The 26,597-nt window shown below is 36.5% G+C and carries 32 protein-coding genes and 2 tRNA genes; 16 read left to right on the plus strand and 18 right to left on the minus strand.

Going from position 1 to position 26,597, the window contains the following annotated elements:
- Positions 1 to 154: 154 nt before the first annotated feature.
- The 3 genes from R3E91_02395 to R3E91_02405 all read right to left on the minus strand — a co-directional run bounded on the left by R3E91_02395 (position 155) and on the right by R3E91_02405 (position 3,484).
- Positions 155 to 1,135: a hypothetical protein gene (locus tag R3E91_02395; protein ID MEZ5315047.1), complete on the minus strand. Its 981-nt coding sequence runs from the start codon at positions 1,133 to 1,135 to the stop codon at positions 155 to 157.
- Positions 1,132 to 1,779 (minus strand): hypothetical protein, encoded by a 648-nt coding sequence (locus R3E91_02400; GenBank protein MEZ5315048.1) that lies wholly within the window; start codon positions 1,777 to 1,779, stop codon positions 1,132 to 1,134. Before R3E91_02400 ends, R3E91_02395 begins: the two co-directional genes overlap by 4 nt.
- A gap of 1,450 nt (positions 1,780 to 3,229) precedes the next feature.
- Positions 3,230 to 3,484, minus strand: a complete 255-nt coding sequence (locus tag R3E91_02405; protein MEZ5315049.1) for a phosphotransferase — start codon at positions 3,482 to 3,484, stop codon at positions 3,230 to 3,232.
- Positions 3,485 to 3,902: 418 nt separating this feature from the next.
- Here R3E91_02405 and R3E91_02410 point away from each other — a divergent pair, with 418 nt between their 5' ends.
- Genes R3E91_02410 through R3E91_02445 form a run of 8 tightly spaced genes read left to right on the plus strand, consistent with a single transcriptional unit; the run spans position 3,903 to position 8,222 of the window.
- Positions 3,903 to 4,751: a type IV toxin-antitoxin system AbiEi family antitoxin gene (locus tag R3E91_02410; protein MEZ5315050.1), complete on the plus strand. Its 849-nt coding sequence runs from the start codon at positions 3,903 to 3,905 to the stop codon at positions 4,749 to 4,751.
- Positions 4,748 to 5,533: a nucleotidyl transferase AbiEii/AbiGii toxin family protein gene (locus R3E91_02415; protein ID MEZ5315051.1), complete on the plus strand. Its 786-nt coding sequence runs from the start codon at positions 4,748 to 4,750 to the stop codon at positions 5,531 to 5,533. Before R3E91_02410 ends, R3E91_02415 begins: the two co-directional genes overlap by 4 nt.
- On the plus strand, positions 5,530 to 5,949 hold the full coding sequence (locus tag R3E91_02420; protein MEZ5315052.1) for a metallophosphoesterase: 420 nt from the start codon (positions 5,530 to 5,532) through the stop codon (positions 5,947 to 5,949). Before R3E91_02415 ends, R3E91_02420 begins: the two co-directional genes overlap by 4 nt.
- Positions 5,950 to 5,988: 39 nt before the next feature.
- Positions 5,989 to 6,339 (plus strand): hypothetical protein, encoded by a 351-nt coding sequence (locus tag R3E91_02425; GenBank protein ID MEZ5315053.1) that lies wholly within the window; start codon positions 5,989 to 5,991, stop codon positions 6,337 to 6,339.
- The gene (locus tag R3E91_02430) at positions 6,336 to 6,896 is read left to right on the plus strand and encodes a GNAT family N-acetyltransferase (protein MEZ5315054.1); all 561 of its coding nucleotides are present in this window, start codon (positions 6,336 to 6,338) and stop codon (positions 6,894 to 6,896) included. Before R3E91_02425 ends, R3E91_02430 begins: the two co-directional genes overlap by 4 nt.
- Positions 6,893 to 7,102 carry a hypothetical protein gene (locus tag R3E91_02435; protein MEZ5315055.1) on the plus strand — a complete coding sequence of 70 codons (210 nt, stop codon included), beginning with the start codon at positions 6,893 to 6,895 and terminating at the stop codon, positions 7,100 to 7,102. Before R3E91_02430 ends, R3E91_02435 begins: the two co-directional genes overlap by 4 nt.
- Positions 7,103 to 7,156: 54 nt before the next feature.
- Positions 7,157 to 7,792 (plus strand): phosphotransferase, encoded by a 636-nt coding sequence (locus R3E91_02440; GenBank protein ID MEZ5315056.1) that lies wholly within the window; start codon positions 7,157 to 7,159, stop codon positions 7,790 to 7,792.
- A 25-nt stretch (positions 7,793 to 7,817) separates the two neighbouring features.
- Positions 7,818 to 8,222, plus strand: coding sequence for a hypothetical protein (locus R3E91_02445; protein MEZ5315057.1), 405 nt, complete (start codon positions 7,818 to 7,820; stop codon positions 8,220 to 8,222).
- 312 nt (positions 8,223 to 8,534) lie between these two features.
- On the opposite strand, the gene R3E91_02450 is transcribed toward R3E91_02445, so the two are convergent.
- The 7 genes from R3E91_02450 to R3E91_02480 all read right to left on the minus strand — a co-directional run bounded on the left by R3E91_02450 (position 8,535) and on the right by R3E91_02480 (position 12,550).
- Entirely contained in the window at positions 8,535 to 8,711 is a 177-nt protein-coding gene (locus tag R3E91_02450; GenBank protein MEZ5315058.1) for a hypothetical protein, read from the minus strand.
- On the minus strand, positions 8,704 to 9,195 hold the full coding sequence (locus tag R3E91_02455; GenBank protein ID MEZ5315059.1) for a CatB-related O-acetyltransferase: 492 nt from the start codon (positions 9,193 to 9,195) through the stop codon (positions 8,704 to 8,706). Before R3E91_02455 ends, R3E91_02450 begins: the two co-directional genes overlap by 8 nt.
- A complete protein-coding gene (locus R3E91_02460) occupies positions 9,188 to 9,409 on the minus strand; it encodes a hypothetical protein (GenBank protein ID MEZ5315060.1) in 222 nt (73 codons plus the stop codon). The genes R3E91_02455 and R3E91_02460 overlap by 8 nt, the downstream gene beginning before the upstream one ends.
- 125 nt (positions 9,410 to 9,534) lie before the next feature.
- Positions 9,535 to 9,714, minus strand: a complete 180-nt coding sequence (locus tag R3E91_02465) for a hypothetical protein (protein ID MEZ5315061.1) — start codon at positions 9,712 to 9,714, stop codon at positions 9,535 to 9,537.
- A 114-nt stretch (positions 9,715 to 9,828) separates the two neighbouring features.
- Positions 9,829 to 10,224 carry a GFA family protein gene (locus R3E91_02470; protein MEZ5315062.1) on the minus strand — a complete coding sequence of 132 codons (396 nt, stop codon included), beginning with the start codon at positions 10,222 to 10,224 and terminating at the stop codon, positions 9,829 to 9,831.
- Positions 10,225 to 10,689: 465 nt separating this feature from the next.
- Complete coding sequence (locus R3E91_02475; GenBank protein ID MEZ5315063.1) at positions 10,690 to 11,325, minus strand: hypothetical protein; 636 nt, start codon at positions 11,323 to 11,325, stop codon at positions 10,690 to 10,692.
- Between the two features lie 784 nt (positions 11,326 to 12,109).
- Positions 12,110 to 12,550, minus strand: a complete 441-nt coding sequence (locus R3E91_02480; GenBank protein MEZ5315064.1) for a shikimate kinase — start codon at positions 12,548 to 12,550, stop codon at positions 12,110 to 12,112.
- Positions 12,551 to 12,891: 341 nt separating this feature from the next.
- On the opposite strand from R3E91_02480, the gene R3E91_02485 reads away from it, so the two are divergent.
- From R3E91_02485 to R3E91_02495, 3 genes are all read left to right on the plus strand, one after another.
- Positions 12,892 to 14,055, plus strand: coding sequence for a Fic family protein (locus R3E91_02485; GenBank protein MEZ5315065.1), 1,164 nt, complete (start codon positions 12,892 to 12,894; stop codon positions 14,053 to 14,055).
- Positions 14,056 to 14,197: 142 nt separating this feature from the next.
- Positions 14,198 to 14,704 (plus strand): hypothetical protein, encoded by a 507-nt coding sequence (locus tag R3E91_02490; protein MEZ5315066.1) that lies wholly within the window; start codon positions 14,198 to 14,200, stop codon positions 14,702 to 14,704.
- Positions 14,650 to 15,165: a hypothetical protein gene (locus tag R3E91_02495; GenBank protein MEZ5315067.1), complete on the plus strand. Its 516-nt coding sequence runs from the start codon at positions 14,650 to 14,652 to the stop codon at positions 15,163 to 15,165. Before R3E91_02490 ends, R3E91_02495 begins: the two co-directional genes overlap by 55 nt.
- Here R3E91_02495 and R3E91_02500 read toward each other — a convergent pair.
- A complete protein-coding gene (locus R3E91_02500; GenBank protein ID MEZ5315068.1) occupies positions 15,112 to 16,410 on the minus strand; it encodes a DUF4815 domain-containing protein in 1,299 nt (432 codons plus the stop codon). The two genes, R3E91_02495 and R3E91_02500, sit on opposite strands and share 54 nt — an antisense overlap.
- A 141-nt stretch (positions 16,411 to 16,551) precedes the next feature.
- Here R3E91_02500 and R3E91_02505 point away from each other — a divergent pair, with 141 nt between their 5' ends.
- The gene (locus R3E91_02505) at positions 16,552 to 16,986 is read left to right on the plus strand and encodes a MarR family transcriptional regulator (protein ID MEZ5315069.1); all 435 of its coding nucleotides are present in this window, start codon (positions 16,552 to 16,554) and stop codon (positions 16,984 to 16,986) included.
- 302 nt (positions 16,987 to 17,288) lie between these two features.
- Here the strand turns inward: R3E91_02505 and R3E91_02510 are convergent.
- Positions 17,289 to 17,379 (minus strand) — tRNA-Ser (locus R3E91_02510).
- Positions 17,380 to 17,471: 92 nt separating this feature from the next.
- Here R3E91_02510 and R3E91_02515 point away from each other — a divergent pair.
- From R3E91_02515 to R3E91_02525, 3 genes are read left to right on the plus strand one after another with little or no spacing between them, the layout of a single operon-like run.
- Positions 17,472 to 18,281 (plus strand): zinc ABC transporter substrate-binding protein, encoded by an 810-nt coding sequence (locus tag R3E91_02515; GenBank protein ID MEZ5315070.1) that lies wholly within the window; start codon positions 17,472 to 17,474, stop codon positions 18,279 to 18,281.
- On the plus strand, positions 18,278 to 18,967 hold the full coding sequence (locus tag R3E91_02520) for an ABC transporter ATP-binding protein (protein ID MEZ5315071.1): 690 nt from the start codon (positions 18,278 to 18,280) through the stop codon (positions 18,965 to 18,967). The genes R3E91_02515 and R3E91_02520 overlap by 4 nt, the downstream gene beginning before the upstream one ends.
- A gap of 9 nt (positions 18,968 to 18,976) precedes the next feature.
- Complete coding sequence (locus R3E91_02525; GenBank protein ID MEZ5315072.1) at positions 18,977 to 19,813, plus strand: metal ABC transporter permease; 837 nt, start codon at positions 18,977 to 18,979, stop codon at positions 19,811 to 19,813.
- A gap of 60 nt (positions 19,814 to 19,873) precedes the next feature.
- Here the strand turns inward: R3E91_02525 and obgE are convergent, their stop codons facing one another.
- The 3 genes from obgE to rplU all read right to left on the minus strand — a co-directional run bounded on the left by obgE (position 19,874) and on the right by rplU (position 21,553).
- Positions 19,874 to 20,851, minus strand: a complete 978-nt coding sequence (gene obgE / locus R3E91_02530; protein ID MEZ5315073.1) for a GTPase ObgE — start codon at positions 20,849 to 20,851, stop codon at positions 19,874 to 19,876.
- Positions 20,852 to 20,965: 114 nt separating this feature from the next.
- Complete coding sequence (gene rpmA / locus R3E91_02535; GenBank protein MEZ5315074.1) at positions 20,966 to 21,214, minus strand: 50S ribosomal protein L27; 249 nt, start codon at positions 21,212 to 21,214, stop codon at positions 20,966 to 20,968.
- 21 nt (positions 21,215 to 21,235) lie between these two features.
- On the minus strand, positions 21,236 to 21,553 hold the full coding sequence (gene rplU / locus R3E91_02540; protein ID MEZ5315075.1) for a 50S ribosomal protein L21: 318 nt from the start codon (positions 21,551 to 21,553) through the stop codon (positions 21,236 to 21,238).
- Positions 21,554 to 21,995: 442 nt separating this feature from the next.
- Here rplU and R3E91_02545 point away from each other — a divergent pair, with 442 nt between their 5' ends.
- Positions 21,996 to 23,045: an aminotransferase class I/II-fold pyridoxal phosphate-dependent enzyme gene (locus tag R3E91_02545; GenBank protein ID MEZ5315076.1), complete on the plus strand. Its 1,050-nt coding sequence runs from the start codon at positions 21,996 to 21,998 to the stop codon at positions 23,043 to 23,045.
- 98 nt (positions 23,046 to 23,143) lie between these two features.
- Here R3E91_02545 and R3E91_02550 read toward each other — a convergent pair.
- The 3 genes from R3E91_02550 to R3E91_02560 all read right to left on the minus strand — a co-directional run bounded on the left by R3E91_02550 (position 23,144) and on the right by R3E91_02560 (position 26,455).
- Positions 23,144 to 23,216: transfer RNA gene (locus R3E91_02550), tRNA-Phe, on the minus strand.
- Between the two features lie 35 nt (positions 23,217 to 23,251).
- Positions 23,252 to 24,472 carry an MFS transporter gene (locus tag R3E91_02555; GenBank protein ID MEZ5315077.1) on the minus strand — a complete coding sequence of 407 codons (1,221 nt, stop codon included), beginning with the start codon at positions 24,470 to 24,472 and terminating at the stop codon, positions 23,252 to 23,254.
- 27 nt (positions 24,473 to 24,499) lie between these two features.
- Complete coding sequence (locus R3E91_02560) at positions 24,500 to 26,455, minus strand: S41 family peptidase (GenBank protein ID MEZ5315078.1); 1,956 nt, start codon at positions 26,453 to 26,455, stop codon at positions 24,500 to 24,502.
- Between the last annotated feature and the right edge of the window lie 142 nt (positions 26,456 to 26,597).

A 26,597-nucleotide genomic window follows, 5' to 3' on the forward strand; every position in this document is an offset into this window, starting at 1 on the left:
CATTCCACTAAATAGTAGAGCCTCAGAAATAGAAAAGATCCCTACTCATAAAATCGATGGAGTTTCAAATATTTTACCATCTCCCAGGCTGCTCCTTCTAATTGATTAGGATCCTTAGCAAACACCTGAAATTGAACAAAGACATCAGCCTCCCTTAACTTCTGTTCATACTCTTTGGCTGCTGTATAAAACCTTTAGCTACCATCTCTATATCGTTACCAAAAACTCCTAATCCCGGCGCGGTTAGCTTAAGAATAACACATGTGTCTGGATTCTCTTCTGCCAATTTAAGAGCCTGTTCAAATTGAGCAGAATACCCACGTACGGCACAAAGATAGGCAATTTCTTTCTTTTGTTCTTCTGTGACCTTAGAAGAGAGATTATACATCCCAAATGCAGGCGCTGCTACCAAGATCTCATAGACTCTTTGTATATTCCCCTTTCCTTTTGGAATATTTCCAACACACAAATATTCGATCGAATGATCTTGGTCTTTTAATTGTTTAATCACTAATTCAGCTTGTTCAGAAGTTCTAGGAGTCAAATATCCATGGCATACAGCATTTTTCGTCTTAGTATCTAATACCCCACATAATCCATTAAATCCTAAATTAGCTGCGTTATTAATGATTTCTACTTGCTCATCAGGAAACGCTAACTGAGCCTTGGGCCCCTGAGTATTATCCCCTGTATATGTTCCCACAGCTTGGCCGGGAGGTACTGTGAAACGACCGAGGGATTCAGCTCCATTAAATTGACTCGCGACTCCATAGAGAACAATCCGATCAGGAGTTTTACCATCTTTTCGAATGTCTAGCTCAACTCCTTTTGTCAATTCGTAAGAAAAAATGTCCTGATCTAGATCAGTAATAGAGGTGCCGTTATATTGAACTTGATTATGTTTCAATTGATTAGAAACAAATATCACCTCAGCCCCAATACTCCGCAATTTTTGCTCCAAATAGCTTTTTGCTCTCTCGTGAGACTTCCTTTGTTCCTCAATAGAGGACTTTGTAGTAAAATCTCCATCAATGGGCTTGGGCTCATGAATATCAAGCTTCTGTAATCCTTTCAACCCTCCTGAAGGTTTTGGAACGTCTTTTACCAACCCTGCTGAAGGTTTTGGAACGTTCAACTCCTGAGTAAGATCATCCTTGTTTGAGTATTGAATTTAAAGTTAGGATTATCTATGTCATTTCCTTTTCTGCCTAAGAGGAGGGCTTCTGGGGGCTTGGGTCTCCTATTGGAGTTGATGTCTTCCGGAAATTTTTCTTGTGTAGTAAGCTTTTGAGGTGCCTTAAGGGAATGAATTGGAGGGTTTGGCAAGCTATACTCTCGAAAGTTAGACTGCTGATTAAGACCACTCTTATCTTGAGTAGTGAATTTAGATGCAGGATCACCTGTGTCATTTCCTTCTTTGCCTGAGAAGGATGGGGACATGGGTTTCCCATACTGCTTGAATTTGATGTCTTCCGGAAATTTTTCTTGTCTAGTAAGCTTTTGAGCTGCCTTGAGGGAATGACGACGATTTCTTAACTTCACTACAATCCCAATCATCGTTAGAATGAAACTACTTCCACCACCCACAGCTATCATGATCGTAGCATGCACCTGATGAAGAGTACTAATCGCTCCACAATAATGAGAAACACCGACTCCTGCTACAACCAATCCCCCAATAGCTACAATAATAAGAATCGCAAAACCATAACTCTTTCCCTTCGAAGAAGACCCGATATTTTCTCTAACCAATTCTTGATTGGTCCTCGGAGAAATCATTTTTGAAAAACTCATAACTATAAATTGTAAGAATGAAAAAATAGTTTACCTAAAAATAGTTTACCTAAAAATAGTTTACCTAAAAATAGTTTACCTAAAAATAGTTTACCTAAAAATAGTTTACCTAAAATAGTTTACCTAAAAATAGTTTACTAAAAATAGTTTACCTAAAAATAGTTTACCTAAAAATAGTTTACCTAAAAATAGTTTACCTAAAAATAGTTTACCTAAAAATAGTTTACCTAAAAATAGTTTACCTAAAAATAGTTTACCTAAAAATAGTTTACCTAAAAATAGTTTACCTAAAAATAGTTTACCTAAAAATAGTTTAAAATAGTTTACCTAAAAATAGTTTACCTAAAATAGTTTACCTAAAAATAGTTTACCTAAAAATAGTTTACCTAAAAATAGTTTACCTAAAAATAGTTTACCTAAAAATAGTTTACCTAAAAATAGTTTACCTAAAAATAGTTTACCTAAAAATAGTTTACCTAAAAATAGTTTACCTAAAATAGTTTACCTAAAAATAGTTTACCTAAAAATAGTTTACCTAAAAATAGTTTACCTAAAAATAGTTTACCTAAAAAATAGTTTACCTAAAAATAGTTTACCTAAAAATAGTTTACCTAAAAATAGTTTACCTAAAAATAGTTTACCTAAAAATAGTTTACCTAAAAATAGTTTACCTAAAAATAGTTTACCTAAAATAGTTTACTAAAAATAGTTTACCTAAAAATAGTTTACCTAAAAATAGTTTACCTAAAAATAGTTTACCTAAAAATAGTTTACCTAAAATAGTTTACCTAAAAATAGTTTACCTAAAAATAGTTTACCTAAAAATAGTTTACCTAAAAATAGTTTACCTAAAAATAGTTTACCTAAAAATAGTTTACCTAAAAATAGTTTACCTAAAAATAGTTTACCTAAAAATAGTTTACCTAAAAATAGTTTACCTAAAAATAGTTTACCTAAAAATAGTTTACCTAAAAGATAATAAATAAAACAAGTTAAAAATAATATGTGTAGCATAAAAATCTTTTAAGACTAGGAATTCTCCATAACATGAGGCAAATCTAGATAGTCCTATCAATCGTAGTCTCTTGTTTACCAACTTCATTAAAACTAGTAGAGAACATCAAATTCTTCTAACACAACTTTGGTTCCATTTTTCTCTTACAAACACCCTGAAAAACATTCCTTAAATATACTCATAAATTTCATAGTTATGATTTATAGCAACTTAAAAGATAACCTCATCAATAATTCTTCTCTGTAAGGAAGCTTCAGAACTATTCTTATCTTCTTATTAAAGTTCAAATGTGGGGCCTTCCATAAGTTCCATCTACGTGCTCTTACCCATGTATCATCATCTAAATTCATCTGATATATAAAAATTTCCCGAGACTTATCGCTTAAATAAATCCAAGCAATAACAAGATCGCAAGCTGGATCACCGAATGGCAGTATTACCAAAATCAATCACACCAGATAATTTGTTATCTTTGATGAGTATATTACCAATCGCAACATCACTATGAATCCAAACAGCTGCTTGCTTCCATTTGGCCGCACAGGCTTTATCCAAAAAATCTAAAGCTTGATTAGATGCTATGAAGTCAACAATTCTTACTATCTGCTCTGTTGTTAACTTGAGTAGATTGAGACTCTTTCCATACAACCATTTGTATTCTGCCGCAACTGGCATGCAAAACCATCTTTGATCCAAGCCCATTCAAACTTAATTTCATTACTATCAGAGCATCCACTCGCCATAAACAACACCACCATTACCAGCATAGCTTTTGAAAAAACTATAAAATGTCTACATATAACCTCAAAATTCGTTAGCCAGTATTTGCTCAGCTCAAATTAAAAAAAACACTTGCATTATATCATAAACTGTGATACCAACCCAGCGGATATTCTCATTCTGAGTACTCCGCATACCACTAATTCTTTATCTACTCATTCATAGTTCCAAGAATATAGGCAATGCAGATTTTACGCTTGACCGCTCTTGCTAAAATAGGTAAAAATATATCATGTCCTAATAGTGACGATATTTGCTACTTTTAGGACATATAATACAAAAATGCTTGACTGAAGTCAAATTCTGAGATATCATGTCCTATAAGTGGCATTTTTTAACACTTTTAGGACATACCATGTTTTCAGAATATATTCAGCAACTAAGAGCTAGCGGTAGGCGGCATTTCACCTCTGAGGAAATACGTGCAGAATTACAGCTATCTGATAGTTCTGCTAGATCTGGTTTGTATCGATTAAAAAGAGATAAGAAGGTTATAAGCCCCGTCAATGGACTATATGTCATTGTCCCGCCTGAATATCAATCTTATGGCTCAATCCCTGCAGAAGAGCTAGTGCCGATCATAATGCAACATCTGCAAGCTGATTATTATGTAGGGTTGCTCAGCGCTGGATTATTCTATGGTGCAACTCATCAAAAGCCAGCACGTTTCCAGGTCATTACTAACAAAAGAATCAAACACTCCCTTGAATTTGGCGATGTGGTTATTGAGCTTGTTTATAAAGATTCTCTACAGGGCTTGCCAACTCAAGATTTTGTAGTTAGCACTGGTTATTTGAAAGTATCAACTCCCGAGCTACTGGCAATTGATTTGTTTAAATACAGTAAAAGAGCTGGCGGCATTAGTCATATTGCTACCGTGTTATCTGAACTTACTCCTAGTATTGATGAGGATAAACTAATTGCACTTGCTGAAGAGTTAGGAGAAATATGCCAGATACAAAGGCTAGGCTTCATGCTAGAAAGAATTGACGTGATTGAGGATGAAGAGAAAAAAGAGCAAATAATCGCAAAATTAGCGGAGTATATAGAAACTATTGATCGCCCCTATGTTTCTCTTGTTCCGTACATATCAAGAACCGGACATCCTAAATGTGAAAAATGGAAAATTATTGAAAATACTGATTTTGAGAGTGATTTATGATACCAGAAAATTTTATAGAACAATGGCGGCAACATGTTAAATGGCAGACCCCTGCTCAAGTTGAGCAAGATTTAATAATAAGCAGAGCATTAACGAATTTATATAACGATCCGCATGTAAGCAAAGCTTTAGTTTTTAGAGGTGGTACGGCACTGAATAAATTATTTCTCAAGCCTCCTTCTAGGTATAGTGAGGATATAGATTTTGTTCAAAAGAATGCTGACCCAATAGGCCAAACAATAGATGCAATAAGAGCAGTTCTAAAACTTTGGCTTGGTGATCCCAAATGGAAAATTACTCAGCGCAGTGCCAAATTGATTTATAAATATGAAGCGATCAATAAGTTGCCAGCAAAACTCAAGATTGAAATCAACACCACTGAGCATTTCCAAGTTCTGCCATTACGCAGTGAAGAATTTAATGTGAATTCTGATTGGTGGAGCGGCAATGCCAAAATTGCAACTTATGAGATTGATGAGTTAATGGCAACAAAACTCAGAGCACTTTACCAAAGACGCAAAGAACGGGATCTATTTGACTTGTGGTATGTTACCAAAAATGAATTGATCAATCTGGATCGCGTATTTGAAATATTTAGCAAATACTGTGCTAATGATGACTCTCATTTCACTAAAGATGAGTTTATCAAAAACCTAGAGCTTAAACATGGTCACCAAGCTTTCCAGTCAGATATGCATGCATTGCTACCAACTGGATTAAAGTGGAACTTTGATGAAGCATACCAGTTTGTTGTAGATAATGTTATCAGCAGGCTGCCATGAAACTAGCTTGGGTAACTGATATTCATCTGAATTTTCTAGAATCTGCTGACAGAAAAAGATTTTATCAGGATATTGTCGCTACAAAATCTAATGCGGTTTTAGTTAATGGTGACATTGCTGAGGCACCAAATGTTTCTGATATTCTTGAAGAAATGGCTCAGTATATTGCTAAACCAATTTATTTTGTTTTAGGTAACCATGATTATTATCAAAGCAGCGTTGAAAATGTTAGACAAAAAGTTACTCAGTTATCCCAAGAAAATCCATCAGTACATTGGTTACCTGAAACTGGTTTAGTACAATTAAATAAAGATACTCTGTTGCTTGGGGAAGATTGCTGGGCTGATGGCCGTTACGGCAATTATGCTGATAGCAGAGCAATGCTTAATGATAGCCGCATGATTCAAGAGCTTTGAGAAGGTAACATTATTGGTAAATACCAGCTCTTAGATGCTATGCAAAAATTAGCTGATAATGATGCCAAAAGATTAGAGAACAATTTGCAATTAGCATTTCAAGAACATTTGACTAAAAAAATTATTGTTTTAGTTCATGTGCCACCATTTAGAGAAAGCTGCATGCATGAAGGACAAATCAGCAACGATGATTATCTGCCATTTTTTGCTTCAAAAATAACAGGAGATGTGTTGCTGGGAGCAGCAAAGGCTAATCCAAAAATTGAGTTCTTTGTTCTATGTGGCCATACCCATAGCAGCTCCTACTACAAGCCTCTTGATAATTTAACAGTAAAAGCAGGTAGCGTAGAATATGGCAAACCTACTGTTCAGGAGGTAATTGAGTTATGAAAATATTAGAAACTGACAGATTAATTTTACGCACATGGGTTGATGCAGACCTGGAATCAATGTTTGCCATTAACCAAGATCCAAAAGTTATGGAGTATTTTCCTGAATTACAAGATTTAGAAACGACTAAAAAATTAATTGTCAGGATAAACAGCCACTTTGAAAAATATGGTTACACTGTTTATGTAACGATAAGAAAAGATTCAGGTGAGTTTATAGGATTTATTGGATTATTTACTCCAGAATTTGAATCACATTTTACACCTGCTACAGAAATTGGTTGGCGTTTATCATCTAACCACTGGGGGCAAGGCTTTGCCACTGAAGGTGCTAAGGCTGTTTTAGATTATGCATTTAGAGAATTAAAGATACCAGAAATCGTATCATTCACCGCTGCTGGCAATGCTAAATCAATTAGAGTAATGCAGAAAATTGGCCTGCAACATAATGAAGCCGATGATTTTGACCACCCAAAGCTAGATGATACTAGCCCATTAAAACGACATGTGCTGTATCGGCTCAGCCGTGAAAAACACACACAAGGAACGTCAATATGACTGTAATGTTAGAAAAATATAGAGCATTACTAGATCTGGACAATGGACTACGGTTTTCAAAAATAGATCATGATGATGCAATGGTTGCCGATGTTTATAAAGTTGAAAGTTTAGAGAAGCCATGCTTTGTTCTAAAAATATGTGATCGTCCTAATGACTATACTAGTGAAGTATATTTCCTTAGTCATTTTAAAAAACAAATTTAAGTCCCAGCAATAATCAAGACACTACCACCAAGTCAAGAAAACCATGGGGCTATTCTGATGGAATACTTGTCAGGATGTTTGTTAAAACCCTCGCTTATTACAAGAGAAATAGCATTTCAACTTGGCAAATCACTTGCTATCATACATAGCAATAAAACTGATGGTTTTGGATATTTAAATAGAGATGCTGAACTTGTATCAGAACCCACATCACATTTTAAAGATAAATTTCTAGAAGGCATTGATGAATGCAAAAACCATTTACCCGCTGATTTGATTGTAAAACTCTGTAATTACTTTGACAAAACACTGCACCTTATAGCAAAAGCTGATGGCCCTTGTATTATTCATAGAGACTTTAGGCCAGGTAATATAATTGTAGAAAATAATCGATTATGTGGAATCATTGATTGGTCATCAGCTAGAGCCAGCTTTGCTGAAGATGATTTTTGCTCTATTGAGCATGGTGAGTGGGGAGATTTTAATCATCATAAAGAAAGCTTCCTCGAAGGTTATTCTAGCATTAGGAAAATACCAGAATATAATAAACTGATGCCTTTATTGAGACTCAATAGAGCCATAGCGGTTATTGGATTTACAGTAAAACGTAACACATGGAATACAACTGATTCTAGACCATACCAATTTAATAGAAAGTTTGTAGATAATTTTTTTGAGGGTATAGCATGAACGAGCTCAAAAAAACATCATCTCAATGTACAATGATGAAGGTAAGCAATGGCTTGATTCACTGCCTGATATCACCGCTAAAATAGCAAACGAGCACAATCTATCTGGTTTAACTCCTGTAAATAACATGACATTTAATTATGTCGCTAGTGGCTATCAAAATGATAAACCCATCATATTAAAAATTGGCATGAACAGCAAAACTTTAACTAAAGAATCATTGTGCCTAAAAGCTTTTGCAAAACATGCTGTGGCTGAAGTTATAGCTCATGATGATAATATGATTATCATGCAAAGAGCTGTGCCTGGCAGCACCCTCAAAGCTCATTTCCCAGATAATGATATTGACGCAACAAAAATTCTATGCGCAAAGCTAAAAGAGCTTCACAAGGCATTAATTCCAGAAAGCCATAACTTTTTTATCATTTAAGTGAATTATTTAAGACGTTAGATCAAAAGTTAGCTATCCCAGATGAAATTTTAGCTAAAGCCAAGCATCTTAGGGGATGACTTACTGAAATCTACAACAAAAGAAGTATTGTTACACGGTGACTTGCATCACGATAACATTTTACAAAATGTTGACTGTATGCTTCTTGCAATCGAGGTCTTACCGCTAAAACCAGCACCATTTAATAAAATTATTTTACTCATTTACTACCTCGACTCATAAATAACCTTGTGATATTCACCTTCACTCTTAGACATTAACAATAATTCTCCTGTATTTACCTGGGATCAACTAGTCATCACCTAACGCTTCAATATCCAAATTGCAAATAGCCGGTAATTTAGCGTTAATTTTTTCTATGTCCCAGTTCCACCAAGCAATCTCCAAAAGGCGAGCAATATTCTTTTCATCAAAACGCATTTTAACAATTTTGGCTGGATTACCTGCAACTATTGCATAATCAGGCACGTCCTTTACAACAAAAGCTGTTCGCGCCAATGATCGCACCATTCCCAATTGTCACGCCATTTCTCACCATGCTATTGTACCCAAACCAGACATCATTTTTTACGATAATGTCACCCTTAATAGGTAATTGATTTACATCATATAAACTTTCCCAACCATTTTTAAAAATTGGAAAAGGATAGATGCTAATAGCATCGAGTTTATGATCACCCGTCATAATAAATTTAGTTTCAGCAGCAATTGCACAAAACTTCCCAAAAACAAGCTTTACCCTGTCTGGTTGATAATTATATAACACATTATTTTCTTCAAAATTCTTAGCGCCATATCGCTTATCATCATAGTAAGTATAATCTCCTACATGTATATTAGTAGATGAAATAATGTTTTTTAAAAAGACAAGATCTTCATAACCTTCAAGTGGTGTTTTAGTATTAGGGTTGGGCCCTTTATTAGCCGAATTTTTTGAACTGTTTTTACTCATTTATTACCTCATCAATAATCTTTTTCTGAAACAAAGCCTCTGGACTACTTTTATCTGCGATATTGCAAAGTTCAAATGTCGCTTTCCACAGTGCCCAAGCCTGTGCTCTAAACCATGTATCATCATCTAAGCCCATTTCAGATACAAAAATATCGCGTGCTTTACCGCTTAAGTAAGTCCATGCAATGACAAGATCGCAAGCAGGATCACCCATAGCAGTACCACCAAAATCAATTACACCTGATAACAAAATCAATTACACCTGATAATTTATTATCTTTTATGAGTATATTGCCAACTGCAAAATCACCATGGATCCAAATAGGCGCTTTGCTCCATTTAGTAGCACAAGCTCTTTCCCCAAAGCTCTAAAGCGCTATTGCTATCTATAATATCTGCTAATTTAGCAATTTGTTCACGGGCTCCAAAATCGTAAACACGAACATGATCGCCTCGCCACCAATTATGCTGACCAGGACCTGGCCCTTCTACATCAGTAATAGCTTGCAGTTCCTTCAAAAAAGTGGCTAGCTCAAAAACTAGGTTTTCTAAGGACAAGCATAAAATATTACTGGAAAACCTTTTGCTTGAATGCTTTAATAACTTGAAGAATGATTAGAGATCTTCCTAAATTCAACTGCGATCAAATTTTTCTACATCCGGATCAAATAAGCTCCACTTAGGGGCATCTTCGGTCCAAACATACATATCTGGAGAGAAAAGAGTTTTATCATTTAAGCTGCTTGCGCCGACTATTCTAAGATGAGGCCAAACTTCTGGTCTACCAAATAGAGTAGAACCACATTTTCCGCAGAAACTTACATGAACAGGCTTGCCACTTGCACCCGGGCGAGTGAATTCTTTTGTTTCGCCTTGTACTAATAAAGATTCTTGTGGGATGACAATGAAAGGCCATGCCGTACCGCCTGTTAGGCCCTGGCAATCGTTACAATAACAAATACCAGATTTTAAAATATCAGCTTCAATTTTATAGTGAATTTCTCCACAAAAACATTTTCCTGTAATCATATATTATTACCTCAAATTCTATTTATTAGCGATATATTGAATATATTTTTTCAACCATTCTGGCGAATTGTTTGCGGCATTGATTTCTTCTGTTGTCATCCAGTAATATTCAGGAACTTCACGTTGTGAAACCGAAATATTTAATGGTGTTTTATCAATCTTACAATGAAATATTGTATCAATGACGTGAATCCCGTAGCTATCAATAAAGTAGTTACTCGTTATATAATCTAAATTATCCTCTAGCTCTAGGCCAACTTCTTTATAAATTTCACGCTTTGCTGCAAGTCTTAAAATGTCCCATTCATTTTGTTCATCTATTTCTTCAACTTTTCCGCCAGGAAATGATAGTAGACCTCTGCATGTTTACCTTCTGGTCTTTTTATTATAAGAAATTTTGAATCATGCTCTATTGCAACTTCAACAACCTTTAAATAATGTTTTGTTTGATTTTCTTGAATTAATTTAACCATTTTTGAACTCACTAAGTTTCATTTTAAAAATTTGCCAATCATTTACCCAATCATCCTCATTAAGGGCAGACGGAGTTATACATATTAGTCTTATCTGAAAATACGATAGATTAAACCCCCAAGAAACTCCGCCTACAGGTTTAATGGTTTTATTTTCATGATCAACTTCTACGGCCCAAGCATGTCCCTTCCAGTAACTTAAAGGTTTGGAGAATAAGCTATAGCGCCAAAGAGGGGCATCATAAAACTCTTGTCCCAAATTATAAAATGGGTAAATATCAGGCGCTTTATCTGTATCAACAAAGATTTGATTATCTTTGATATCGTTACGATCAGTATACACAACGTGCAGCCAGGCGTTGTGCTTAGCTTGAGTCGTGATATGAATTGCCGGAAAGTACGGGTTAAAGCAATCGTGGTCACTATTTTCTACATAGGTGATAACAAATTCATTATTAAGCGATATAACCTTTAGATTGCTTTTGTCGTCTGATTTATAAATGCATTGATGTAGATTGCTAGATGCTGATTGATTGACATCTGGAGACTGCCAATTATATGCATAAAAGCCTAACGACAAAACGCATAATAAAATAATCGTAAACACTATCTTTAGTCTAAAGACCATATAACCTCAAAAAAACACCTGCCAGTTTTGCCCAGCTCAAATTAAAAAAAACTTGCATTGTATCATAAACTATGATACCAACCCAGCGGATATTCTCATTCTGAGTACTCCGCATACCACTTTCCAAAAACGAACCTCTGAATGCCGAAATTGCAAAAACCCAGTAAAATCAAGGAGTTGATAGATGCGTACCTTCTAGGTAGACGTTCGTATGTATCGGAGATGGAGAGGGTAAAAATGGAGATTTTGGGGGTAAAATGCCAAAATTGGAGGAAGTAAGGTACGGGTCTGACGCTAGATGAAAACCTTGGAAACCCCATAATTACTGGGGTTTTGAGTGTTACTTATGCTAGTACAAAAAGACGTGAGAAAAGTTCTCTCTAAAAAATCTGGCGGAGGTTAGCATCCCTCAATATAGTGCTCTCCAAACTGGGCAGGAAATATGAAATTCAATCCCAGCTAGTTTAAGTAATATTACACTGCTGAAGGATAAAAATCTGCCTCTAAATTAATCTATGCGACTAAGTTTTTAAGCTCAGCATGTCCTTATAGTTACGCTATTTGTAACTTTAGGGACATGGAGATGTTATTCATAATGTGCCCAGCGATACCTTTAAATCACGAAAAACGACATTTTAGCGCCACCCGGAGCACATAATTTCTGCACTTAGCCTTATTATCGAAATATTCTATAATCGATAATATTGATGGCTATTAATTCTAACAGCGGTGATAACTTTCAACCCTATTATCGATTTTAAATTTTTTCGATAATAACAGAAGTTTACTTATTGTATGCCTCTACAACGCTTTTAGCATCACGCTCAATGTCGCCGTTATCGGAATTTATAGTGAAACTAGCCACCTCAGCAAACCAAGGATTACGTTCTTTTTGCAATCCATCCAATAGCTCTGAATAATCATCAACTGGTAATAGCGGTCTATAATTGCTCATTCTCTCAGCCTGAACTGAGGTGCTTACCTCAATATACACGGTAAATTCTGACTTTAATATTTCGCGAGCTTTTGGATCACAAGCAACATTTTCGTCAGTGGTAACCACGATGTTTTCCTGAGTAATCTGGTGTTGCAGGATTTCAGTTAATGTTTGATTCAATTTATCTTCACTGCCAGCACCAAATACATCGGTAACGCTGCGGCCAATAGATGCAACGCTAGCTAAAACGTCTGCATTAATAAACTTCCAACCTAATTGCTTAGCCACTTCTTATGCCACTACGCCTTTGCCAGCACCTGATTGGCCAACAATAAATATTCTTTTCGCTTTGCTCATATACGCCTCCACACGTTTTGTCATCAACCCAGTTAAAATTATACTGGCTTTTGGCTGAATTAGATCTTTTGGATCTAACATGTCCTTTAAGTGTCATATTTCGCAACCTAAAGGACATATCATACACGCACTATTATCGATTTACATAAAATATGATAACATACTTCAATCTTATTCTCACCTTTGGAATTAAAAACTTGACTTATTATCGAATATTGATATTATCGAGAATAAAGGCTATACTTAAGTCTAGAAATCAAGAGGTTTAAAGCATGGATATACAACAATCATTATCAGGCAAAGTGATTAAATCACCCAAGGGCTATAATGCCTATGTGCCTAATCCACTACCTCCGGCAATAGAATGGACCAACCAATTGGTAAGCACACTATCGCGGGCTGATTACTTGCTGGGTAAGCTGGCTCGAGAAGGTAGCAAATTACCGAATCCTCATTTGCTGATGCGTCCCTTCATTACCCGTGAGGCCGTATTGTCCAGTAAGATAGAAGGTACCCATGCTACAATCGGTGAAATTTTAGCTCATAATGCAGGTGTATCTGTTAATCAGAATCCAGATGATTTGCAGGAAGTACAGAACTACATTACTGCTTTAGATTTTGGGTTGAAGCGCCTTGATGATCTACCTCTGTCCTTACGGTTAATAAAAGAAATTCATGAGCAATTGATGCAAGGCGTTAGAGGCTCACATGCCACGCCTGGTGAATTTAGAAAAACACAAAATTGGATTGGTCCTCCTGGTTGCACATTAAATACAGCCAAGTTTGTGCCACCACCAACAGATAACTTAGCAGATTGTTTAGGTGATCTAGAAAAGTTTTTACACGATCGTCAATTACCAGCCCTAATTCATATAGCGCTGTGCCATTATCAATTTGAAACAATCCATCCATTTTTAGATGGCAACGGTAGAGTTGGGCGTTTGCTAATTACATTGTTATTAATTGAGCAAAAGATGTTGCCATCGCCACTGCTTTATTTAAGTGCATTTTTTGAGGCAACACGAGATGAATATTATAGGCAATTATTTAACGTTAGCAGCAACAACACTTGGCAGGACTGGTTAATTTATTTTTTAAATGGTGTCGCTGTTCAATCAGAAGATGCTTTATCACGTGCTGAAAGGATTAATAACCTACTTAATAAATGGAAGCTGCAAGTTGCAAGCGGTTCATCTAGCGTTCCTGTAGACATTGTTGATCATTTTGCAGTGAATCCATACCTAACCATCAAAAAAATAGCTGAAGAGCTTGAGATTGCTTATAGCACTGCTGAACGTGGTGTTCGCAAACTGTTAGGCGAGAATATTATCAGTCAAGTCAATGATGGCAAGCGTGATAAAGTTTATTGCGCCACAGAAATATTATCCATATTAGAAGAACCAGCAAAAATTCATGCTGATGTTGAGGAAGAATAATATGAACCATTTAATAGCATTTTATAAGCATAATATCGGCATAGCACAAAGATGAACCAGTTAACTAAAAGACAGCAAACATACAGCAGAATATCTAGTGCATTAGCCTGCATGAGCAATAAACAGCTAGAACAAATGCTTGATGATGGCAAAGCAATGCACAAAGGTTGGTGGTACTTCATTACAGATAGAGGTAGATAACACACCTATTTTTGTAAAGAAAGTACCAATCACAGACTTAGAATTACAGCCAGAAAATTATATGTCTACTGCCAATATTTTTAATCTACCAATGTGTTATCAATACGGTATTGGCTCAACTGGCTTTGGAGCCTGGCGGGAATTAGCTGCGCATGTCATGACAACCAATTGGGTGATAACTGGCCAATGTCCTAATTTTCCAATTATGTACCATTGGCGAATACTGCAAGACACTGGCAACAAAATCATTTCAGATGAAGAACAAATTGCTTTAGATAAAGACGCTACTTATTGGGAGAATAATGCATCAATAAATAGTCGATTAAAAGCAATAGCATTGGCAACGCATCATACTTATTTATTTTTAGAGTTTATTCCCAATCACCTTTATGGGTGGTTAAACAATTATCCACCAATGAAAGTACTGCTATTGATGCTGTTAGATTAGTTGAAAGCCAAATGCAAACAACTAATTATTTTATGGGCTCCCAAAACTTTCTACACATGGATGCACATTTTGAAAACATTTTAACTGATGGGAAACAGCTATATTATAGTGATTTTGGTTTAGCTTTATCTGATAAATTTACGTTATCTAATATTGAAAATCACTTTGCAAAAGATAATGCTGATTATGATTACGCAAGTGGCTCATCTAATTTAATGCACACTGTATTGACCAGTTACTTAGGAAAAAACGATTGGAGTGCTAATTTGTCAAAATTTACCAACGATGAGCTTGGCACACAAATACCAACGAAAGTGAAAGAATTATTGTCTAGACATCATGGGGTTGCTGTAAAAATGGATGAATTCTACAAAGCAATACAAAGAGATAAATCAACTCCTTTCCCATCAGGTAATTTGAAGGAGTTGTTGCCCCAAAATACGCGAGGTAATCATGAGTAAAATTATAGAAACTGATCGATTGATACTTAGAACTTGGAATGATGATGACTTGCAGCCGATGCTTGCCATTAACCAAGATCCAAAAGTTATGGAATATTTTCCTGAATTACAAGATTTAGAAACAACCAAAAAATTAATTGTCAGGATAAACAGCCACTTTGAAAAATTTGGGGTAATACGCTCTCTTGCTTGATAGGTGATTTCATAAGTACTACCAGGTGCAGGCTCTGCGTCAGATAAAGACCAATCAACCGCGCCTAACTGCAAGCGATAATCTTCGCCATTGCTATAAAGTGTTGCTCGCTGGCGTACCTGAATAATGCTTAACACCGCATCATCTGAAATGGGATCAGCAGCTCCGGTAAATGAGCCATGGGTCATAGTAATGGTTTTTTCAACCGTAATATCCACATCACTGACTTCAGCTAACGGGCGATTATTTAAGCCAATAATCATCTCGCCATTTTCATCAGCTTGGAAAGTATGCGGCTCAGACTCTACAGATTGCAGATCGGGATCAATATCAAAGCGGGAGCGCAAACTGTGCGGTAATTCTATTTCATAGCCATCAACATGCACTTTACCATCATCAATAACAAAAACTTGCTCACCATTATCATTGGTTAAAAAGCGTACTTTTAGGCCATTAACCACATAAGAGCCATTGGATTCGCGATCATATCTAGCAAGAGCGCTATTAACTGCATCGAGTTGTGGCGGTGGTGCCGTTTGAATTAAAATACCATTAACAACAGCATAAATGGGATAAAACTCAGCGCCTTCTTGGGTTGTGGTTACACCTTCTGCCTGATAATCCCAGTTCAAAGCAATTTTAGTTCTTGCAGCACCTGGCTCTTGATAATTTCTAGTACCAACAGCTGGATCACGAAGACCTGGATCTTCAAGCTCTGTTACCGTAGTTTCTTGATACCAAACCTCGATACGTACCACCGTATCAATTGGAATAGTAAATTCACTATTGCTAACAATGCGCACGCAACCACGCAAATACACAGAGCCAGCTTCAATGGTGGTATGGCCTGTATCAGGATCCACAATACAAGTAGCCCCTCGAATGACATCGCCATCTCTAAAAATAGCATCGCCTATGCCTTTGATTTTATATAAAGCATATTCTTGAATTTCATTAAGTTCAGCAGATTGCAAACCACGTCCTGATAAAAACAGGCTTTTATCGTAGTTTTTGCTTGGCTCAAATCGGTTGTAGTAATTTTTTAATGTCATAAGCGATCTCTTCCTTAAAATGTCACCACAAAGGTAAAGGTTTCGCTGGTAGCCGCAGTTCTAACCAATGGCACCGTATGTTCAAGCACTAGCAAAATGCCTTCGTTAGTGATTTGATCTGGAGTGAAATAACGTTAAAATATGAATGTAGAAGGCTTGCTTGGATATCGATTGAAGAAGACCCAGCATGCCCTGCGTATCGCTATGGATGAAGCGCTAAAATCTATTGAGCTGACAACGCCTGGGTATGCGGTTTTGGCACAGCTAGAATTGGAGAGCGGCATATCAAATCCAGAACTTGCCAGAAGATCCTTCATTACCGCACAAACCATGCACGGTATTGTGTCTAATTTAGAAAACCGTGGACTGATAAAGAGAAAAAGTTCTAACTTGCATGGCAGGATTTTGCCACTTGAACTTACCAAAAAGGGACAGAAGATCGTATCATCAGCTCATGAAATTATAAGGGTTGTGGAAACACGTATGCTTTCTACAATAAATGATGAGCATAAGGTACAGCTAGAAAGCTTGCTGCTTAAATGCTTTAATAACCTGAATAATGCAGATCAAAAGTAGAATATTCTCAATCTGAGTGCACCGCATACCACTTTTCAAAAACGAACCTCAAAACAGCAAAATCAAGAAAACCCAGTAAAATCAAGGGGTTGATAGATGCGTACCTTCAGGGTGGACGTTCGTATGTATCGGAGATGGAGAGGGTGAAAATGGAGATTTTGGGGGTAAAATGCCAAAATTGGAGGAAGTAAGGTACGGGTCTGACGCTAGATGAAAACCTTGGAAAGCCCGCAATTACTGGGGTTTTGAGCGTTGCTTATGCTAGTACAAAAAGACGTGAGAAAAGTTCTCTCTAAAAAATCTGGCGGAGAAGGTGGGATTCGAACCCACGGTACGCAATTCACATACACACGCTTTCCAAGCGTGCTCCTTAAGCCACTCAGACACTTCTCCAAGTTCAACAAGAAGCATTTTATTGAGTAAAAACTTATTCTACAATAAAAAGCTCGCTTAAAAAAGAAGAAGGGGCATACAATTTTGCCTCCATGTTTAAGCAACTGCTCTTCTATCTTTTCCTCTTTTCGACTCTTTCCGGATTATCAGAAATTCAAGTGTTAGTGAGTATTGCTCCTCAAAAATACCTTGTAGAAGAAATTGGAAAGGATCAAGTGAAAGTTCAAGTGATCGTCCCACCCGGAGCTAGTTCTCATACTTATGAACCGACTCCGAAACAAATTGTTGCGATGCATCGAGGAGAAATTTGGTTTCGCCTTGGAGAAAATTTTGAAACTCGTCTCGTTAAAGTCTTATCTGGAATACAAATCATTGATCAACGAAAAGGGATTGAGTTAATGAGAGATAATTGCCTTCTCTCTAAAGGAGGAACTGATCCTCATATCTGGCTTAGTCCTAAACTTTTAATTATTCAATCACAACAGATTGCAGAGATACTATCTCAATATGACCCTATCCATGAAGTTTTCTATAAAGAAAATTTAAAAGATCTAGAGAAAAAACTTCATAAAATTGATGAAGAAATTGCTTTGCTTTTGGCTACAGCTCCCAAAATCATTCTTGTCTCTCATCCTGCCTATGGCTATTTTTGTCGTGACTACGGATTGACTCAACTTACCATTGAAATGGAAGGGCGTGAACCTACTCCTTACTATCTTACAGATTTAATCTTCAAAGCACGTCAACTTGAGATTCGTACAGTTTTTTTACAAAAGCAACAATCTGTAAAAGGAGGAATCCAGGTTGCAAAAGCACTAGGAGCTCGTATATGTTTTCTTGATCCCTATGTGGAAAATGTTCTTAGTAATCTCAAGGTAATTGCACACGCTTTCTCTCAATGATAGCTATAAAAGTAGAAAATCTCTTCTTTTCCTATGATAGAACTCCCATCCTGGAAGATCTCTCTTTTACTGTTGAAGAAAAAAAATTTGTAGCCATTTTTGGTCCTAATGGCGGAGGGAAAACTACCCTTCTTCAGCTTTTAATGGATTTTTTAAAACCAATCCAAGGAACGATCCAAATCTTTGGAAAATCCCCAAAAGAAGTGCGAAAATGCATTGGTTGGGTCCCCCAAAGCTTCTATTTTGATCGTGATTTTCCTATATCTGTTCAGGAAGTCGTTTTAGGAGGGCGATTAAATCAATTAAAATGGCGATTTCATCATTCTGATTATCAAGCTGTTGAAACATGTTTAGAGCGTGTGGGGATGATTAAACTCCTACATGCTCCATTTACCACTCTATCTGGAGGCCAAAAACAACGCGTCTTAATTGCTCGAGCACTTGTTTCTAATCCTTCTCTTCTTTTACTTGATGAACCTACATCAGGAGTGGATCATTTTGCAGAAAATGAAATTTATACTTTGCTATATGAATTACGAAAAGAACTGACAATTTTGATGGTCACTCACCATCTAAACCGCATCATTGAATCAGTTGACTACCTATTTTGTGTTCAAAAAACTCTTACACATATGCCAAAAGAGAAAGTGTGTGAACATTTTGCCTTTGGCCTCTATCATTCATAAGGAAAATTTATGCGATTCATCGATGCTCTCTTAACCACTCCTATCTTACAAATGGCTCTTCTTGCTGCTATTGGGAGTTCTTTTGCAAGTGGAGTGATTGGTTCTTACGTTGTTGTTAAACGGATTGTTTCCATTAGTGGGAGCATTGCTCATTCTGTTCTTAGCGGTCTTGGTGCTGCCTTATGGTTAGAACGAGTGCACGGGATTTCCTGGTTCTCTCCTTTTTATGGAGCTTTGATGACTGCGATCATTTCTGCTTTAATCATTGGCTATGTTCATCTCTACTATCGCGAACGTGAGGATGCCATCATCGCTATGATCTGGTCTACAGGTATGTCTTTAGGCGTAGTTTTTGTTTCTCAAGTTCCAGGATTTAATGTGGAACTGATGAATTTTCTTCTAGGCAATGTTTTATGGGTGACATCTTGGGACTTGTGGATGTTGGGTAGTCTAGATCTTATTATCCTCATCACTGTCCTGATTTTTCATAAAAAATTTCTTACCCTATGTTTTGACGAAAAACAAGCAGAACTGCAAGGAGTCCCTGTGGTTTCTCTCTATCTTTTGCTACTTGTACTTATTGCTTTAACAATCGTTTTATTGATTCATGTGGTGGGAATTATTCTTGTGCTTAGTATGCTTGCGCTTCCTGCTTCAATTGCAGGAAATTTTACCTATCGTTTTAGTCGTATGATGATGATTGCAGTCTTATTGAATATTGCTTTCTGTCTCGGAGGACTCGCTATTTCTTACCGGCTTGACTGGCCTGTTGGTGCAACGATTGCCTTATTTTCAGCAATCATCTATACACTGAGTCTGCGTTTTAAAAAACGTTTAGTGAAGTAAAATATGCTTTTCCCCCTCTATTTTTTTTCTAAAGATAGAAAAAATAGAGGATAATGGGTTTTAGAAATCGGAATAATTTTTTAAAAAACCAAGAATTTTCTTAACTCCTTCACCTGTAAGAGCAGAAATTTTAAAAATAGGAACGTGAGGATATTTCTTCAGAAGGGAGTCTCCGACAAACCCTTTATCAATTTTATTCAAAATAATTATAAATGGTTTATTGATTAATTGAGGATTATACTCCCTTATCTCATGACAAAGCGTTTCAAAATCTTCAAGAGGATCACGCTCTTCATACCCAGAACCATCTAAAATAAAAAGCAGAAGACGAGTACGCTCAATATGACGCAAAAATTTAAATCCAAGCCCCTTATTCATATGAGCTTGTTTAATAATCCCTGGAATATCCGCAATGAGAATCCGTTTATCCTCACAAATAAGATATCTAAGATTAGGATGAAGAGTAGTAAAAGGATAGGAGGCAACTTTTACAGGAATAGAAGTGATTTGTGAAACAAAAGTAGATTTACCTGCATTAGGAAATCCTACAAGGCCTACATCGGCAATTAATTTTAATTCACATTCTACTTTTAAGGATTCACCTAACTTGCCTGATGTAGCATAATTAGGAGTCCGATTCGTTGAGCTTTTAAAATAGGTGTTTCCCTTACCTCCGCGTCCTCCCTGACAAATCACCCATGATTCCTTATCCTTAGTGAAATCATAGAGAATATTCCCCGTGATTCTGTCTTTGATAAGAGTGCCAAGAGGGAGTTTCATGACGAGATCACAACCATTCTTCCCTTTCCGATTATTCGCCCCTCCTTGCCCTCCATTTTCTGCTTTCACAATGCGACAATTACGATAGGCCTCAAGAGAAGAGATTTGATGATCTGCTTCTAAAATGATTGAACCTCCATCTCCTCCATCTCCTCCGTAGGGCCCCCCCTTAGCAAGATATTTTTCACGCCTCCAAGCAATCGCACCATTCCCTCCTTTCCCTGCGACAAGATCTAAATCCACATGATCTATAAACATACCTAAATTGACCTCTTTTCCTTCGGTATTCGTTGATGCCCTCCATCATGTGACAGAAAAATGGAAAACCTAAATCAATCTAAAATAAGGAAATAAGAATCGCATAAACATCTGTTAGATTTTTTTTACAGAGACAAATGTATGCTTGAATTTCTGATAAGAAACAATCCCCTCTACTAAAGAAAAAAGGGTGTCATCTGATCCACGCCCAACATTTTTTGAAGGATGCCATTTTGTACCTCGTTGCCGCACGAGAATCGCACCAGCTCGCACATGTTGGCCATCACTTGCTTTAATCCCTAACCGTTTTGAGTGAGAATCTCTTCCATTGCGTGTTGACCCTTGACCTTTTTTATGAGCCATAAAAACGTTTCTCCTTTTTTACTAAATTGTAAACCCAACAATTTTAACGCGTTTATAACTTTGGCGATGGCCAACTTTACGGCGATATTTTTTTCGCTTCTTATATTTATAAGCGACCACTTTTGGGCCACGGACTGCGGCTAATATTTCACCATGGACAATGAAATTGGAAACAGTTGGGGTACCAATTTTTTGCTCTTTTTTATGATGAAAAAAGAGGACATCAGTAAAATCGATTTTTCCGTCATTGTGATCATCTAAAAGTTCCACATCAATCACATCGCCTATTTGGACACGATACTGCTTCCCTCCAGTTCCAATAATTGCATAATCAGTCATTATCTGAAAAAACCTAAGTTAAAAAATAAAGAAAATCAAGTATAGCCTAAAAGTCAACTCCTAGTCAATAAGAACTGTATCATCAATTTGGAGATAGTATCCTATTTAAGGTTGAATAATCAGAAAGATAAAAATATCTTGAATTCACTGAAGCTAAAAATTTCGACTAAGATGTCAAAAACAAGGAGATTGAGAAAACCTAAGAGAGCTCTAAGGTTTAAATCTAGTGTTGTAGTGTCTAGAAAATGGCTTTTTTCTAAAAAAAAACAATTGGTAAAGTCTTCACAATAGACAAAGTTTCAATTGAGAATATCAAATGAATGGTGGGGAGCACCGGAGCGCTTTCAAACCAATTCATTGAAGGAACGATGAAACCCAATCTCTCTTGAATTTCTGCCTTTATCGCTCTATACTACGGATGTATTTCAATGGAGATTCCCCAATGACCCAAAAGAAAATCTACCTTGCGAGCGATAATTGGGCACCGGCACATCCTCTTATTGTTAAAGCTGTCATTGAGGCAAATAAAGGTTATGCTCCCTCTTATGGCTCAGATGCTTGGACTGAAGAAGCAGGGAATTTGATTCAGAAGGCATTCAAAAAGAATTGCAAAGTCTTTATTGTCCCTACTGGCACAGGAGCAAATATTTTTGCTCTTAGACTTTGTTCTAAAGCTTATGAATCGGTTATTTGTACGGATATTGCTCATATCCAATACCAGGAATCTGGGGCTGCTGAAGCTCTAGTTGGATGTAAACTTCTAACGGTGCCGAGTCAAAAAGGCAAAGCTACCCCTACTGAAATAGTAAAAAAGCTAAAAAGGGAAAAAGCTTTTGGAAAACATTCTACATCGCCTCGTGTATTATCGATTACTCAACCTACCGAGGTAGGTACAGTTTATACGCCCGAAGAGTTGAAAACACTTACCAAACTATGTAAGGAAGAACATCTTCTACTGCACATTGACGGAAGCCGTTTATATAACGCGGCAGTTAGCCTAAATATACCATTGCATGAGATTACAGAAGCTGCTCAGGTCGATATTTTATCTCTTGGAGGAACTAAAAATGGGTTAATGGGAGTAGAAGCTCTTGTGATTTTTAACCAATATTTACAAGAAGGAAGCGATCATTTTCAAAAACAAATGTTGCAACTGCTTTCTAAAATGCGATATCTATCTGCGCAGTATATCCCATTTTTTAAAAACGATTTGTGGCATACACTTGCTACCCAAGCCAATCAAAAAGCACAAGAAATTGCCTCTGTCATTAAATCTACCCCTGGTCTTTCCCTAAGTTATCCGGTGGAAACTAATCAGATTTTCTTTACTGTACCTGCATCATGGATTCCGCTGATTCAAGAGAAAATCTTTTGCTATCCTTGGGATGCTGAAAAAAATGAAGTGCGTTTTATTGCCTCTTGGAATACTTCAGAACAAAATGTCAAAGAAATACAATCCATTCTTTCAGAGATATCTAAACATTCAAAGTAAAAGGACCCTATGACAACTCTTATCCTTCAGAAAAAACAGAAAGTTACAAAAAGGGAAAACGGGAGACACCATCATTTCTGAAAATGTCCCCAGTAATGTGGCCAGAGCCAGAATCGAACTGGCGACACAAGGATTTTCAGTCCTCTGCTCTACCGACTGAGCTATCTGGCCAAAGGAAATCCAGGAGGATAGTGGATAGGAAAGCTTTAGTGCAATCCTTTTCTTTTATCAAGATAGAGAAGAAAAAAGGCTCCGAAAATACTCGAAAAAGCAAAAACAATAATGGTAAATTCAAGATGTAGAGAAGCCATAAATCCAATGGTGATCCCTACAAATGCTTCAGAAAAAAATTGTAGCGAAAGATGATTCCCTAAAACCCGTCCTTGCTCTTTGGATGTAACAAGGTAAGAAAGCATAGTGGAAGAAGCAGGAAGACAAAGGGCAATGCCTGAACCAATAAGAAAAGCAATCAACCAAAGTGACCATTCAAATTTTTGTATCAATCCAATCAACAACCAGATACCCACCCAAACTGCTGAAATAACAACCTGTTTTAAGGGATTTAATCGTCTAGCAATTGAATGAATAAGAAAGAGATTAACAAGTAGAAAAGGGACTGAAGACCAAGCAATAAGAATTCCTAACATAGTCACGTTTAAGCGAAATTTTTCCACAGCATAGATAGGAAAACCTTGAAAAAACCCAAATATACCGATAAAAATGAGAAAATTTGCAAAAAAGTAAGGAAGGATGTGACGCATAGTAAAAATCTTTTTTAGATTAGTTAGTGCATCAAAATAGGAAATTTTTTCTCTATGTTCTTTAGAATGGGTCTCTTGAAATCCAAAATAAATCCAGATAAGAGTGAAAAAAAGAAGAAGAGCCACAAAAAGAAAAGGAGTCATATAGGAAAACCAGGGATAAAAATCAGGATCAGCTAATTTTCCTCCAATAAATGGACCTAAAATAAAAGCAATGGCAATACTCAAATAATAATATCCAAAAAAACGTCCTCTTTCTTCTTTGGAAACGGTATCAGCAATCACACTTTGTGAAATCGTAGTATTTCCTTCTGAGAATCCAGCAGTTAAAAGAGCGAAGGAAATTATAGAATAGCTTTTAAGGTAAATTCCCAAAGCAATAAGGAGATAGACAATAGTCGTAATAATTAAAGAATAGACTAAAATAGGACGACGTCCAAATCTATCTGAAAGAGCACCTAAAGTAGGAGAACTAATAAATTGACCAAACGGATAATAGGCTAAAATGAATCCAAGCGCTAAAACACGCTTTTCTATTGGGGTATCAAAAGAGAGTAAATCTCCTTTGAGAAGCATTGGAGTGAAAATGGTAATGATCAGACTGTATCCAATAGATCCAAAAAACACGATTAAAAAAATTGGAAGAAGATCTTTAAAAGAACGCATGAAAATTACGAGCTTATTCCTAAACTTTTAATCATCTAATTGACCAGATCTCGTAGAAAGAAAAATCATGTCCTTGAGAATATCAACAGATTCATCCATTTGCAAATCATTTGAGCCAATCTCTTCTTGTGTAGAAAATTCCCCCTTCATCTTTTTTAGAAATTGCTGAAAATTTTTGTTCTGATTGATGCGTATTTCATTATTGGCTTTTAAAAGCGGTATCATAGTCGTCCACTTATTTTCAATCTTTTGAAGATAGGGCAGATAGTATTTTTGAAACCAAACTCGAGAAAATGGATCTATATCCGATAAATTGTCTTCAAAAGCGGGGAGAATGTGATCAGAGGCAAGTGGATAATCCAGATAAGCCTCACCTACCTCTTCAAACTGAAACTCCGAGGGCACAAGTATGTCAGCTTTAACTCCTTGAATCTGTGTCGATTTTCCTGAAACAGTGTAGTAACGACCTACTGTAACTTTAAAAAATCCATCGTTAAGATCGCTAGTGATTGTCTGATGTTGAATCGTTCCCTTACCATACGTTTGTTCATCTCCTACAATGACTGCAACTCCATAATCTCTAAGTGTTTGCGCAACAATTTCAGTAGCAGATGCTGAACCACGTGAGATTAATACTACAAGTGGACCGTCATAGTAACGTTCTCCATCAAGAGATCGATAATATTTGACTGAACCATCTGAATATTTTGAAATGACTACGACTCCATTGGAAATGAAAAGCCCACTTACTTTAATTGCCTGCGAAAGAAAACCTCCCCCATTTTCTCGCATATCCAAAACAAGACCATAAAGAGGACCTTGAGCTCGTAATTGATCAATCGCTAATTTAAGATCTTTCTCACTTGACACCCCATCATCACCTTCATAAAAAGCATGAAGAGTGATCTTGCCAATAATCCCATCTCCATAAGGTTCAGCTTCAACATCAACACGTTTATCATCAAGAATAATTTTACTCCTAGTCATCTCAATAGTAAAAAAATGATTCTCTCGATCACCTCGTCTCATGATGCCTAATACAGTTCTGGTCCCTTCCTTACCTCGCATTAAATCTAAGACTCTCTGAAAGGAAATTTTTCGGATCTCTTCTCCATCTACAGAAATAAGAATATCTCCAACTTGAATTTTTTTACTTCTAGCTGCAGGACTGTTTTTGATGACTTCTTGTATTATAATGCCATCGATCCCCTCACGTAAGACGACTCCAATTCCACACATCCCCTTTTCTAACTGTACTTTTATAGCATAAGCTTCATCAGAGCTGTAATAAGCCGTGTGCGCATCTAAACTTTGAGCTAGGGCTTTAAGGGTACGTAAAATGACTCTATGTTCTTGGCTTTCTGAAGAAAAAGGTGTTTGATTTTCATCAAAACTGAGATACTGATTTTCAAGGTGACGAATTTGTTTTTCACAAAGCTCAATTAACTGCTTTTCTTTGCCTTGATAATGATGAGCACCTAACTCTTCCATTTGAAATGCTATAAAACGAATAAAGTGAGTATAGTGGCGTTCTTGCAGTGCTGAGTATGTTTTTGCATAGGCCCTATCTTTGATAGTAGAATTTTCTTTATTAGCATCAAGAATAAGCTTACGAGGGTTTTGGATCCATTGAGCACGCCATTGACGAGCACGATGAATACCATGTTGAATCAATTTATTTAATTTGAAATAGGTAGTGAAACGATTTTGATCGTAATCCATTTGCATCGTATACAACAGTTGTTCACTTGGAAAAAGATATGAAAAAATCTCCTCATTAAGCAGATAGTTATGATTTGGATCAAATTGGTTTAAATAAATTTTTAATGAACCTTCGAGAACTTCAGTAGACATCTCTTTTTTATCCACATGCAATTCAAAAAACTGATCCATAATTGCTTGGACATCTCTGCTTTTTAAAAGCATTTCTTGTGAATAAAGAGAGCAAGAGAAAAGAAGGAAATAAAGAAAAAAGCGTCTCATTGACACCTTGTTTATTGGATTTTTCAAGATTGGGTACGTGTATTTATCGGAAGAACAAGAAAATGCTTTAGCTTGTTCTTTTCTTATCTAAAGATAAAAAAATCTAGATTAGATGGAGAAAAATTCTTTATCAATTGAACTT

Source organism: Chlamydiales bacterium (genome assembly GCA_041395025.1).
Classification (GTDB): Bacteria; Chlamydiota; Chlamydiia; order Chlamydiales; family JAAKFR01; genus JAJACP01.